12 protein-coding genes and 2 pseudogenes are annotated in these 12,479 nt (G+C 41.7%); 8 read left to right on the top strand and 6 right to left on the bottom strand.

Going from position 1 to position 12,479, the window contains the following annotated elements:
- Positions 1-142: 142 nt before the first annotated feature.
- On the top strand, positions 143-457 hold the full coding sequence (locus ACQKMF_RS11755; protein ID WP_427573284.1) for an FAD-dependent oxidoreductase: 315 nt from the start codon (positions 143-145) through the stop codon (positions 455-457).
- 94 nt (positions 458-551) lie between these two features.
- Here ACQKMF_RS11755 and ACQKMF_RS11750 read toward each other — a convergent pair.
- Positions 552-865 (bottom strand): annotated as a pseudogene (locus ACQKMF_RS11750) (ParM/StbA family protein); the annotation flags it as partial.
- A gap of 364 nt (positions 866-1,229) precedes the next feature.
- Between ACQKMF_RS11750 and ACQKMF_RS11745 the strand changes: the two are divergent.
- The 3 genes from ACQKMF_RS11745 to ACQKMF_RS11735 all read left to right on the top strand — a co-directional run bounded on the left by ACQKMF_RS11745 (position 1,230) and on the right by ACQKMF_RS11735 (position 3,854).
- Complete coding sequence (locus ACQKMF_RS11745; protein ID WP_427573281.1) at positions 1,230-2,750, top strand: FAD-dependent oxidoreductase; 1,521 nt, start codon at positions 1,230-1,232, stop codon at positions 2,748-2,750.
- A 111-nt stretch (positions 2,751-2,861) separates the two neighbouring features.
- Entirely contained in the window at positions 2,862-3,056 is a 195-nt protein-coding gene (locus ACQKMF_RS11740; RefSeq protein ID WP_260358825.1) for a YwbE family protein, read from the top strand.
- A 138-nt stretch (positions 3,057-3,194) separates the two neighbouring features.
- Positions 3,195-3,854: an SIMPL domain-containing protein gene (locus tag ACQKMF_RS11735; protein ID WP_402943151.1), complete on the top strand. Its 660-nt coding sequence runs from the start codon at positions 3,195-3,197 to the stop codon at positions 3,852-3,854.
- A gap of 384 nt (positions 3,855-4,238) precedes the next feature.
- Here the strand turns inward: ACQKMF_RS11735 and purU are convergent, their stop codons facing one another.
- The 3 genes and pseudogenes from purU to ACQKMF_RS11720 form a co-directional block, all read right to left on the bottom strand.
- On the bottom strand, positions 4,239-5,138 hold the full coding sequence (gene purU / locus ACQKMF_RS11730; RefSeq protein ID WP_427573753.1) for a formyltetrahydrofolate deformylase: 900 nt from the start codon (positions 5,136-5,138) through the stop codon (positions 4,239-4,241).
- Between the two features lie 170 nt (positions 5,139-5,308).
- Entirely contained in the window at positions 5,309-5,638 is a 330-nt protein-coding gene (locus tag ACQKMF_RS11725) for a hypothetical protein (RefSeq protein WP_427573277.1), read from the bottom strand.
- Positions 5,639-5,681: 43 nt separating this feature from the next.
- Positions 5,682-5,780, bottom strand: a pseudogene (locus ACQKMF_RS11720) (DUF2599 domain-containing protein); the annotation flags it as partial.
- Between the two features lie 594 nt (positions 5,781-6,374).
- Between ACQKMF_RS11720 and ACQKMF_RS11715 the strand changes: the two are divergent.
- From ACQKMF_RS11715 to ACQKMF_RS11700, 4 genes are all read left to right on the top strand, one after another.
- Positions 6,375-7,154 (top strand): transporter substrate-binding domain-containing protein, encoded by a 780-nt coding sequence (locus tag ACQKMF_RS11715; protein ID WP_230176058.1) that lies wholly within the window; start codon positions 6,375-6,377, stop codon positions 7,152-7,154.
- Between the two features lie 26 nt (positions 7,155-7,180).
- A complete protein-coding gene (locus ACQKMF_RS11710; protein WP_048685680.1) occupies positions 7,181-7,846 on the top strand; it encodes an amino acid ABC transporter permease in 666 nt (221 codons plus the stop codon).
- An 11-nt stretch (positions 7,847-7,857) separates the two neighbouring features.
- Positions 7,858-8,598: an amino acid ABC transporter ATP-binding protein gene (locus ACQKMF_RS11705; protein ID WP_095390614.1), complete on the top strand. Its 741-nt coding sequence runs from the start codon at positions 7,858-7,860 to the stop codon at positions 8,596-8,598.
- 299 nt (positions 8,599-8,897) lie between these two features.
- Positions 8,898-10,550 (top strand): glutamine--tRNA ligase/YqeY domain fusion protein, encoded by a 1,653-nt coding sequence (locus ACQKMF_RS11700; RefSeq protein WP_230176057.1) that lies wholly within the window; start codon positions 8,898-8,900, stop codon positions 10,548-10,550.
- Positions 10,551-10,614: 64 nt separating this feature from the next.
- Here the strand turns inward: ACQKMF_RS11700 and ACQKMF_RS11695 are convergent, their stop codons facing one another.
- The gene (locus ACQKMF_RS11695) at positions 10,615-11,469 is read right to left on the bottom strand and encodes an STAS domain-containing protein (protein ID WP_427573270.1); all 855 of its coding nucleotides are present in this window, start codon (positions 11,467-11,469) and stop codon (positions 10,615-10,617) included.
- Positions 11,470-11,491: 22 nt separating this feature from the next.
- A complete protein-coding gene (msrB, locus tag ACQKMF_RS11690) occupies positions 11,492-12,451 on the bottom strand; it encodes a peptide-methionine (R)-S-oxide reductase MsrB (RefSeq protein ID WP_402943140.1) in 960 nt (319 codons plus the stop codon).
- Between the last annotated feature and the right edge of the window lie 28 nt (positions 12,452-12,479).

Raw genomic sequence — 12,479 nt, 5'->3', positions numbered from 1 at the left:
GCGTACAAACCAACTGTTTTTGTTTACATGTATACGATATTGCAAACAAACAAAAAAAACTAACTTTTAATAATCTTCTTCATATAAAAGAAAGTGTAAAAAAGGAGAATTTGGTCATGGTAATAAATTGGACAAACCACTAATGAAACGTAGAAAGATATTAAAATCACCGAAAAAACACAGAACTTCCTCAATATCCGTAGCCATATTGGCGCAGCACTTTATCCTTCCTTCGTTTTCTAAGCTAGAAACAGATATAACAACTGATGTCTTAATTGTTGGTGGCGGAATTACGGGTATCACTTCAGCTTATCTATTAGCCAAGCAAGGTGTGAAAGCCACATTCATTGAGGCAGATGAGACCCTTAATGGAACAACAGGCCACACAACCGCAAAAATCACGGTCCAGCACGGCTTGATTTACGACCAATTTATTACTGATCACAGTGAGGAATAGGCCAGACTATACTATATGAGGCCAACACTGAAGGAACGGAGCTATCAAAGGATTGATAGAAGAACATTCTATTGAATGTACAAGATGCTTATGTATACGCAAATACTAATGTTTGGTCCTCCTCTGATTTACTGCTCCCCAAATCTAGTTCTGTTGGGTTATCACTTTTTGTCGCTAAATTTCCGACACGATTAATGGCATTATTGTCTTGCAAGGCTGGTGAATGGACTCTAATATGGAACCCTTCCAATGGGTTTTTTTACATCGAGTTCTTCGATTCCTATGACTGGCCGATCTTCATGTCTTTTGGTAATGAGATTTGGTATATATAGTTTTAGGCTCTAGCTTTCCAAAAATAGTTTTAATTGCATCATTTCCTACGTCTACTGCTGCGATTCTAGAACTCATCTAAAAACACCCCCTTTTTCATAGAAAAAATTAGGTGGAGCACTCTCGATAGAAGAGATTTCTATATTAGTCGATGCTTCATAAGCTGTAGCTTTATTTTCATTTGTCGAATTGTATTCATTTTTGTATACATTAGGAACAAACATGTATACACCTTATATATAGCTATGTGTACGTATTTGTAAACATATATACATATTTGTGTACAAATCATCTATTTTTGTTTACATGTATACATAATTGTAAACAAACCAAATAATGTATTTTTTTAGTCTTTCTTCTTACAAAAATAAGCGTATAAATAGCGGATTTGGGTATGGTAATAAATGGACGATTCACTAATGAACTGTATGGAGGTATTCAAATGACTGAAAAAAATACAGACCTTCCCCGATTTCCGGAACCTTATTGGCGCAGTGCGTTGACATTCCCTACTTTTTCTAAATTAGATACAGATTTAACCACTGATGTCTTAATAGTAGGCGGCGGAATTACCGGAATCACATCTGCTTACCTACTAGCTAAACAAGGTGTTAAAGTCACACTGATTGAAGCAGGCGAAATCCTTACTGGAACGACAGGACACACTACAGCAAAAATCACGGCCCAACATGGCCTGATTTACGACCAGCTGATCACTGACCATGGTGAAGAGAATGCCAAACTTTATTATGAAGCCAATATAGATGGAATGAAGCTGATTAAAGACTTGGTAGAAGAACAATCCATTGAATGTAATTTGACTGCACAGGATGCCTATGTGTACGCAAATACGGACGAATATATAAGCAAAATCCAAAAAGAACTGAGAGCCTATCAAAAACTTGGCATTCGGGGGGATTATGCGGAGAATATCCCTTTCTCCATTCCATGTAAAGCTGCTGTGATAATGAAAGATCAAGCACAGTTTCACCCATTAAAATATTTAACGGCCCTCATTTCGACAATTCTCGATGCAGGAGGCACCATTTATGAACGTACAACGGCAATGAAAATTGAAGACGGCGATCCACCGACCGTTATGACCGATACTGGACATACAATCAAAAGCAATCAGGTTATCGTGGCCTCCCACTTCCCTTTCAATGATGAAAAGGGCTTATACTTTGCCCGTGTTCATGTAAGTAGGTCCTATGTGCTTGGCATCAGGACTGAACAGGAATATCCAGGCGGGATGTATTACAGTGCAGACAGCCCTAGCCGCTCCCTTCGCTATACGGAATTGGACAATGGGGAAAAACTTATACTTGTTGGCGGAGATGGCCATAAAACAGGCCAGGGAATCTCGACGATCGAGCATTATGAAGCACTGAAGGACTTCAGTTCCCAGTATTTCGATGTGAAGGACATTCCCTACCGCTGGTCGGCACAGGATATCGTGACACCGGATAATATCCCCTTCGTCGGTCCAGTGACAGCCAACCAACAAAACGTCCTGATAGCTACCGGCTATGCGAAATGGGGAATGACGAATGGATCGATTGCCGCCAAAATCTTAACTGACCGGATTTTGCAAATAGATAACAGGTATGCGGAATTGTATGATCCTGCCCGTTTAAAAGGCGTGAAGAATATAGTCCAAGATAATGCTGATGTGGCGAAGCATCTGATTAAAGGCAAATTGGCCGTCAATCATAAAACCCCGGAAGACTTAGGAATTGATGAAGGAGCAATCGTGAAGGTGGATGGAGACAAAGCTGGGTGTTACCGTGACCATGATGGCCAGCTTCATATCGTGGATTCCACATGTACACACATGGGGTGTGAAGTTGCCTGGAATAGCGGCGACCGTACTTGGGATTGCCCATGTCATGGCTCCCGCTACTCTATCGCTGGTGAAGTGTTGAATGGCCCTGCTGTCGAACCATTGAAAAAAATTCGCTAAGTGCCAATTGTGATTTTATCTAAAAGTCGACTGGGCCCGCCGTTTTCCTTATACTGAAGTTACTGCATGATTGAATGGTTGCAAATAACTCTGAAAAGGATTGAATTGAACATGAACGGTAAAAACCGGAAAGATGTTACCCCAGGTGCCTCTGTGGACATTGTACTTAAAGCAGATCAACGCACCGGAAAACTGACAAGCGGCACTGTAAAGGATATTTTAACCAACTCCAGCACTCACCCTCATGGAATTAAAGTAAGGTTGACTGATGGGCAGGTTGGCAGGGTTCAAGTCATTCATAAGTAATGCGCACTCGGTCTTGGCCGAGTGTTTTTTTATGATCATTCGAATGAATTAATGACGATGGGGATATTTCAATCATGTTTCCCGTTCATAATTCGTACAATAGGGGTGAGATTATCTCTTATAAAGGCTGGTGTCAAAATGAATCAAGAATACAATGCCCCCGAAAGGGATTATTACCGCAATGATGATCATATATTGAAAGTTTCCGGCTCAGAGACGCTATCTGCTGCTCCGGATCAAGCCACGATCACCCTTGGAGTCATAACAGAGGATAAGGACCCGCAAAAGGCCCAGCAAGCCAATTCCCAAGCTATCGCAAATGTCATCGCATCACTTAAATCCGCAGGCATTCCCGAAGAGCAATTGAAAACGAGTGATTACAGAATCGATCCACAATATGATTATATTGACGGAAAGGAATTGTTCAAGAACTATAAAGTCCAGCACATCATACAAGCCCAAACGTCCGACATCGAGAAAATAGGCAGCATAATCGACACGGCCGTCAGAAGCGGCGCCAATTCAATCACCAGCATCCGCTTCTCTTTATCAAATCCAGATGCATACTATAACCAGGCACTTTCTCTCGCCTTAAAAAATGCATATGAAAAAGCACTCTCCATGGCTCGAACACTGGGAATCTCATTGAACCCAGTCCCTAATAAGGTTGAAGAGCTATCCGAAACGGCAACCCCAATGCTTTATCAAACAAGTACCTTTTCAAAAATGGCGACTACCCCGATTCAGCCTGGTGAACTGAACATCACTGCCTCGGTAAGGGTGGAATACACGTACTAGCACTCACTAAATTCCATCCTAAAACCCCCCCTTGGCAACCCAAAGGGGGGGTTCTGACTGTAGACAATTTAGAGAAGAACTAGTTTACTTTCAATTCGTTTAAAAAAGTTCCAGCTGATTTCAGAAATCCGCTCCCTTTCCGCCGACTGTCTGCCAAGCCTCCTCGCCAGCAAGCGTCTCCGGGGTCTCGGCTAGCCAGTTATTCGGCAGGAGTGTCGCAAATTTCTTCAATCTAGTAAGGGTATCATTCCTATAATCAAGTTAAAAAACATGACTGATAATTCAGTATTATGCTAAAATCATGCTTCTAGGATGGGAGCAATCCGAACCTCCTTTTGTCGCAAACGGACCCCCCCTCGGCAACCCAAAGGGGGGATTTTCATTTTAAAAGACTACCGTTTTATTTTCATGAACAATGACGCGGTCCTCCAAATGCCATTTAACGGCACGGGCCAGCACCCTGCGTTCAGCTGAACGACCGATTTTCTTCATATCCGCGGCAGAATCACGATGGTCCACACGTTCAATATCCTGCTCGATGATTGGACCTTCATCCAAATCATTCGTCACATAATGGGATGTCGCTCCAATCAGCTTAACACCTCTGTCATAAGCCCGTTCATAAGGCCGGGCTCCAATGAAGGCAGGTAAAAATGAATGATGGATATTGATGATTCTGTTCGGATGGGCCGCTACGAAGTCCGGCGTCAATATCTGCATATACCTGGCCAATACAATAAGGTCCACCTTGAATTCTTCCAGAAGTCCAAGCTGTTTAGTCTCCACTTCCTTGCGTATATCCTTATTGGCAGGAATGTAATAAAACGGGATGCCCATCGATTCGACAATTTCCCTCGTATCTTCATGGTTGCTGATGACTAGCACAATGTCAGCCAATAAATCCCCGCTTTGCCACTCCCATAGCAATTCCAAAAGGCAATGAGGTTCCTTGGAAACGAAGATGGCCGTTCTCTTCAAATCACTGACATGGTTAAATGTCCATTGCATCGAGAATGCTGTCGAAACTTCCTGAAATGCCAGTTGCATATCCGCTGCCTTATCCTTCAATCCTGGACAATCGAACTCGATCCTGGTGAAAAAGGTACCGCCCTCAGGATTCATCGAATACTGACTCAATTCAACAATATTTGCATCATATTCTTTAAGAAAAGCCGTAACTGTCGAAACAATTCCCGGCTGGTCCGGACATTTTATAATCAAACGGCCTCTATCTTGATTTCTTTCGCGAAATTCCTGTAACTGCTCTTGCACAAAGTTGCTCACCATTTTCCCAACTGCCCTTCTTCTATTTTGCTATATTATACTTCAATTCATGGCAAAAATTAAAGTCAGTCAATCAATTCGGGATTGAATGCAAAGACCCCCCTACTTTAACAGGGGGGCAGTATCATATTGAAACGCGCTGTCTCAGTTTAGAGATGATTTTTTATTTATTATTTATTTTGTTTTTTTTCACCTAAACTTGCCGCTAGAGATAAAAAGATATAAGGGAACGCCAATAAAATTAAATCCGGGAATCCGTAGCCAATAAACACTAAGTTATAATCTGAATGTTCATCCATATAATAACCAGCTCCCGCCATATATGATCCAACAATCAAATAAGTAATGAAAGATATAGTTAAAGTACTTATAGTTAGAGCGTTTAATTTTATAGTAACTACAATTAACGCAAAGTAAATTAAATAGACAATCCCTAAAATAATTAACAGTAAAAAAATATAACCTGGATCAAATATCGCTTGATTGGAACTGCTAAACATATGAAATCACCTCTTATTTCAAATAAAAATTAATGTAGCCCTACTACTCTGGGTTACATTTGTTTTTATAGGTTAATGCTAGCGATAAATCTGGTCGCCAAGGTTCTAAGTTCCAAGGTGACTTGTAAATTGTTAATGGATTTACAGCATGACATTAAATCAATATAGTTCCTTTGAATTGTAATAATTTAATCGTATATAAAAGGAATTTGTTATACATTCCTACTTTGGAACAATGGGTTTCATTTTTGAGTAAATAAAGAGAAAGTGATGATATGAAATGAGGGTCTTTTATTCCAAGAGTCACTAGTTCTACTTTAGTAACACTTACAAAATCAAATGGAGTTTCCATTTGATAAACCTATCCTCTAGTCATATTTCATAGGTTTTAATCGCGGAAAAGTCGGCCTGATCACGGTCGGCTGTTTTAAATTGAAATAGAAATTACCTATATGGAATTATGGAATTGAAAAGATACCATTAGTTCCCACCCTCTATTAATAGGCACTATCATTCTTCCAATAAATAACTGGTGAATTTAAAGGAAATGAAGGCAAAGGCCGAGAACCTTTATGAAATGCATAGTTAAGGGGGATTCTTGAATGAAATGTCGGCATGATCTGGACAACCATTTTTATTTCAGTTTTTATTTTCCCTAGTTAATAAGGTTATTCACTGCCTTATAAGGGTATAGACCATTCTATTAGTTTTTTTCAAAGGGGGAAATGAAATTATCATGAAATCATCAGTTACATTCATTGTATCCATTCTGGCTGTTCTTGGTCTTCTGTCCGGCTGTGCTGAAAAGGACCAGCTGGAGGACGGGAGTAAGCTGATCAATGAGGACCAGTTTGTTTTCGCTGCTTCAGGTGAATTCAAGCCATTCAGTTATGTCAATGATGACATGACCGTAACCGGGTTCGATATTGAAGTTGGCGATGCAATTGCAAAGGAACTCGACCTAGAGCCAGTGCCTAAACGGATAAAGTTCAAAGGTATCGTGGAAGGTGTTAAAACCGGTCGGGCAGATGCCGCGGTTGCCAGTCATACAATCAATGAACAACGAAGTAAACATGTTGCCTTCTCTACCCCTTATTACTATTCAGGTCCTCAAATTTTTGTCCGTTCGGATAGTGATATTAAAACGGTTGAAGATTTAAAGGGTAAGGAAGTTGCGGCTTCTAAAGGCTCTACGTACGCAACCACAGCAGAAAAATATACAACCAATGTAAAAACCTATGACAGTGATATCACCGCCCTGAAAGCATTGAGCGGAGGGCGTCATGATGCCGTCATCACCGACTTCGTAACCGGCAAGGAAGCGACCAAGGAAGGTTTCGACATCGAAGGAAGGCAATTGATCGAACGAAGCGAGCAAGCCATCGTACTGCCTAACGACAACCCTCAGCTGCTTGCACGCATCAACGAAGCACTTGAAAACCTCCGGGAAGATGGAACTCTTGCGAAAATCAGCAAAAAATACTTCGGTGAGGACATCACAACTAAGCCTGAATAAAGATTGATAGAAAGGGAGTCATTACATTGCCAAGTTTTTCACATTTTTTTGATACATTATTTAGCTCCTCGGACGTATTCATCCGAGCCATGCTCCTCACATTGGAACTGACGGTAGTCTCCATATTGGTAGGTATCGTCATCGGTTTGCTATTTGCACTTTTAAAAATATCCAATATAAAAATTCTTGCATGGATTTCAGATACATATGTATTCCTGGTACGTGGAACACCTTTAATCGTACAGATATTCATACTCTATTTCGGTATCAGCAATCTCTTCTTACTGCCGGACTTCTGGGCGGCGTCACTTGCCCTGGCCTTCCATAATGGAGCGTATATCTCAGAGATTTTACGTGGGACGATTCAATCCATCGACAAAGGCCAAATGGAGGCCGGACGCTCCCTTGGCATGAGCAATTCGCTCACCTTAAGGAGGATCATCTTGCCTCAAGCCTTCCGCCGCGCATTGCCGCCGCTTGGCAACCAATTCATCATCGGACTGAAGGATTCATCACTTGCAGCCTTCATATCCATGAATGAGCTGTTTAATGTGGCGACTACGTTAGGCTCGAATAATTTCGATGAAATGACTTATTTATTGATTGTAGCGGTCTACTACTTGATTCTAGTGGCATTCCTGACCATTATCGTCAATTTATTCGAAAAGAAACTGTCCATTAGTGATCGATAGGGGGAATTGAAATGGAACAAAAAGAAATGATTCGGATAAGGAATTTAAATAAATCGTATGGAAATCTGCATGTACTTAAAGATATTGATATGAAGGTACTCGATAGCGATGTTGTCTGTCTGATCGGACCAAGCGGTTCCGGAAAAAGCACCCTGCTCCGCTGTTTGAATTATTTAGAGAAGAAAGACAGCGGCCAAATCCTCATTGAAGGAACGGAAATCAATCCGGGTACCCATGATATTAATAAAATCCGCGAAAAAGTCGGAATGGTATTTCAGCATTTCTACCTCTTTCCTCATATGACCGTACTGGAAAATGTCATCGAAGCACCGACACACGTCAAAAAGGTCCCTAAGGCCCAAGCGATTGAAGAAGCAAAGGCATTGCTTGCAAAAGTCGGTTTATCAGATAAAGCGGATGTCTATCCAAGCAAGCTCTCAGGTGGCCAGAAACAGCGTGTTGCCATAGCCCGCGCCCTTGCCATGAAACCTGATATCCTGCTCTTTGATGAGCCCACCTCGGCTCTGGATCCCGAACTTGTCGGTGAAGTTCTTGCCACGATGAAGGAACTTGCCTTGGAAGGGATGACAATGGTAGTCGTTACACATGAAATGAGCTTTGCACGTGAAGTCGGGGATTGGATTGTCTTCATGCATAATGGTAGGGTTGTCGAAAGCGGACCGCCAAAAGAATTCTTCACCAATCCAAAGGAAGAGCGTACAAAAGAATTTTTGCAAACGACAGTCTTTTGATTTCAATTCTAAAATCTGTCTGCTAGCGAGATTATAAGCAATACAGGCGTGAATTCCTGTATTGCTTTTTTTGAATGAAAAAGGATTTATTGGTTTCCTTAATATCCAGTTAGGTAGTTCCCTAAATTACCTGATTAAAGTTTCAGGGATATTTCGGCTCCGATTGTACAAACTAAATACTTGATGAATTGTTTCAGATAAACCCTGATTCCGGCTTGAACATGGAAAAATATCTGTATTTATGGTATATATACAGGTAAAATTAAAAGAAGTATATAAATGAAAGAGGTCGAATTCAGTTGGAAAATAACTCTTCGAATTTTATTAAAAATATTATAAAAGATGACCTAGAGTCCGGAAAACATGATCATGTCATCACCCGCTTCCCTCCCGAGCCGAACGGATATTTACATATCGGACATGCCAAATCAATCATTTTGAATTTTGGGGTGGCTGATGATTTCAATGGGAAAACTAACCTTCGTTTCGATGATACGAATCCGTTGAAAGAGGATATTGAGTTTGTTAACTCCATAAAGGAAGATGTAAAATGGCTCGGTTACGACTGGGATAACCTTTTCTTCGCTTCCGACTATTTTGATGAAATGTATAAAAGAGCTGTGCTGCTCATCAATAAAGGACTGGCATATGTGGACGACCTTAATGCCGACCAAATCCGTGAATATCGCGGAACGCTGACAGAGCCGGGGAAAGACAGCCCCTACCGAAATAGAACCGTCGAGGAAAATCTTGAACTATTTGAAAAGATGCGCAGCGGCGAATTCGAAAACGGCAAAAAAGTATTGCGTGCAAAAATCGATATGAGCTCACCTAACATTAATTTGCGTGATCCCGTCATATACCGTATCTCCCATACTGAACACCATAATACCGGCAACAAATGGTGCATCTACCCAATGTATGCCTTTGCCCACCCAATTGAAGATGCCATCGAGGGAGTCACACACTCCATTTGTACCCTTGAGTTCGAAGATCAACGCCCTCTTTATGACTGGATCGTTGAGAATTGTGAAATGGAAAGCAAACCAAAACAATATGAATTTGGCCGTCTTAACCTAACCAATACAGTAATGAGCAAGCGAAAACTGAAGCAGCTTGTCGATGAGGGCTTCGTGGACGGCTGGGACGACCCGCGGATGCCTACTGTTTCAGGCTTGCGGAGACGCGGGTATACACCAGAAGCGATTCGTGCATTCTGCCAAGAGATAGGCGTCGCCAAAACAAGCGGTGTCGTGGACTCTCAAATGCTTGATCATTTCGTGCGGGAAGACTTGAAGCTGAAGGCTCCACGGACTATGGCCATCCTGAACCCGCTTAAAGTGGTCATCACCAACTATCCGGAAGGCGAGATAGAATGGCTGGATGCTGAGGTCAATCCGGAAGTTCCGGAAATGGGCACACGCCAAATCCCGTTTTCACGTGAAATATATATCGAACAGGACGATTTCATGGAAAACCCGCCGAAAAAGTATTTCCGACTTTTCCCGGGCAATGAAGTTCGTTTGAAACATGCTTATTTCATTAAATGTGAAGAAGTGATAAAAGACGATGCCGGTAACGTCATCGAACTTCGCTGCACATACGATATTGAAACGAAAAGCGGATCGGGTTTCACTGGCCGTAAAGTAAAAGGTACATTGCACTGGGTAGAAGCTTCACAAGCCGTTTCAGCGGAATTCCGCAACTATCAGCCTTTAATCCTGGATAAGGAAAATGATGAAGAGGAAGAAAAATCATTCCTGGACCGGGTAAACCCTGATTCTATAGAAATTTTACAAGGATTTGTCGAGCCTAACATGAAAGATGTTAAGCCTCAGGATAAATTCCAATTCTTCAGGCATGGCTATTATAATGTTGATTCAAAACTCACTGCGGCCGATCACTTGGTCTTCAACCAAATCGTCGGGTTGAAAAGTTCATTCAAGTTATAGAATCACGAAAAAGAACCAGATTCCTAGCGGGATCTGGTTCTTTTTCATTTTCTGCACCCTTATATCATTTTTTCTCGTAAAGTTTGATCCCTTGCTTGGAAAGAGCCTGTTTAAGAGTACTATGTGTCGAAACCTGACTAAAATCAAGACCTAACTGAATCGATGTCTGGGCCACTTCAGGACGAATCCCGGAAATGGTCGATTGAATTCCTAACAGGTTCAGGGTACTTATCAATTGATAGATCTGTTGGGCAACCATCGTATCCAAAAGGGAGACCCCCGATAAATCGATGAATAAGTGTGTGATATTTTTGCTAATGCATTTGTTTGGAGTCCCATTCAATATTTCCTTTGCCCGATAGGTATCGATTTCACCGATTAACGGCAATACCGCAATGGCATCAACAATGGGAATGACAGGTGCGCCCAGTTCATTAATCAGCTCCTGTTGAACAAGGAGTCGTTCTTTTGTCAAAAGGTAATACTGCTCTGTGAACTCACGGTTCAATTGATCGAAGGCATGATTAATAAGCCGGCTCCACCGGATAATTGTATCCTTCGTTATCTTCGTATCCATGAGCATATAATCAGTGATGAAGGCCCAATATATTTCGCGAACCTTATTAAGCGCTTCCAACACTTCGTAAATAGGGGTGTCAGATTCAACCCTGCTCTTCGCGACAAGTGTGGCCCACTGCTCCATCGTTTCAATAAAAGCAGTTTTATCTTCAAGCAAAGCACTGGTCACTGTCTTGATCGTCAATGTATTCTGTTCCCTAAGAAGCTTTTCGATTTCCTCATTAGAATCCATTGAATAGATGGATCCAGACTGCTTTTCCCTTAAAGCCAGCCAGTTTTCCGTAATCTTCGACGAGTTATCAAGGATATATTGATATAAATTTTCATCTATTTTATCCATTTGTGTTCCCCTATCTCCCTAGTTATTTCATTTTAAAAAGTAATAATAAGTCACCATATCCCTCTTTCTCCATTTCATTTCTAGGAATGAATCGAAGGGCCGCAGAGTTTATGCAATATCTTGTGCCTTTAGGGCTTGGGCCATCAGGAAAAACATGTCCAAGGTGGGAATCGGCGTCCCTGCTGCGCACCTCAGTCCGGGTCATTCGGTGGCTGAGATCGATTTTTTCATTGACACTTGCCGACATGATGGGCTTCGTGAAGCTAGGCCACCCACAGCCGCTATCATACTTATTCCGCGAACTGAATAGAGGCTCCCCAGAAACGACATCCACATAGATGCCTTCTTCAAAGTGATCCCAATAGGCATTATCGAAAGGCGGCTCCGTGCCATTTTCCTGGGTGACATGAAACTGACTCTCCGTTAAGGTTTTTCTAAGGTGTGCATTATCCTTAGGCCAATTTTCTTTAATGAAAGCATCCCGTCCTGAGCCTTTACGATATAATGCATAGCGAAATTGATTTTTTCGATAGAACTCTTGATGATATTCCTCAGCGGCGTAAAAATTCCCCGATGGTAGAATACCCGTAACAATAGGTTTCTTAAACCGCCCGCTCATAATTAAGTCTTCCTTCGATTGTTCTGCCTCCTGTTTCTGACGTTCATTAAGATAGAAAATGGCTGCTTTGTATTGCTTTCCCCTATCCGAGAACTGCCCCTCGTCATCCGTAGGATCGATTTGATGCCAGAATATCTCCAATAAGGTTTTATAGGAAATGATTGATGGATCGAATACCACTTGAACCGCTTCAACATGATCGGTCGAACCGGTAATCACTTGTTTATAACTAGGTGCGGCAAATTCACCGCCTGTATAACCCGATGTCACTGAAATAATACCATCCATTTCATCAAAGGGAGCAACCATGCACCAAAAGCAGCCTCCTGCAAAGATAGCCGTTTCTTTTCCATCCATCGTCATGCTAAAACTCCCCTTTCACGCCTGTCAT

The sequence above is a fragment of the Peribacillus sp. NPDC101480 genome (genome assembly GCF_050277335.1).
Taxonomy (GTDB): Bacteria; Bacillota; Bacilli; order Bacillales; family DSM-1321; genus Peribacillus.
This window is presented reverse-complemented; position numbering and strand designations above follow the sequence as displayed.

What these genes read in the sequence shown, in the direction of transcription:
- ACQKMF_RS11740 (WP_260358825.1), top strand. Translation starts at nt 2,862, where the DNA reads ATGAACGGTAAAAACCGGAAAGATGTTACCCCAGGTGCCTCTGTGGAC.
- ACQKMF_RS11705 (WP_095390614.1), top strand. Translation starts at nt 7,858, where the DNA reads ATGGAACAAAAAGAAATGATTCGGATAAGGAATTTAAATAAATCGTAT.
- ACQKMF_RS11745 (WP_427573281.1), top strand. Translation starts at nt 1,230, where the DNA reads ATGACTGAAAAAAATACAGACCTTCCCCGATTTCCGGAACCTTATTGG.
- ACQKMF_RS11725 (WP_427573277.1), bottom strand. Translation starts at nt 5,638, where the DNA reads ATGTTTAGCAGTTCCAATCAAGCGATATTTGATCCAGGTTATATTTTT.
- msrB (WP_402943140.1), bottom strand. Translation starts at nt 12,451, where the DNA reads ATGACGATGGATGGAAAAGAAACGGCTATCTTTGCAGGAGGCTGCTTT.
- ACQKMF_RS11715 (WP_230176058.1), top strand. Translation starts at nt 6,375, where the DNA reads ATGAAATCATCAGTTACATTCATTGTATCCATTCTGGCTGTTCTTGGT.
- ACQKMF_RS11755 (WP_427573284.1), top strand. Translation starts at nt 143, where the DNA reads ATGAAACGTAGAAAGATATTAAAATCACCGAAAAAACACAGAACTTCC.
- ACQKMF_RS11735 (WP_402943151.1), top strand. Translation starts at nt 3,195, where the DNA reads ATGAATCAAGAATACAATGCCCCCGAAAGGGATTATTACCGCAATGAT.
- ACQKMF_RS11695 (WP_427573270.1), bottom strand. Translation starts at nt 11,469, where the DNA reads ATGGATAAAATAGATGAAAATTTATATCAATATATCCTTGATAACTCG.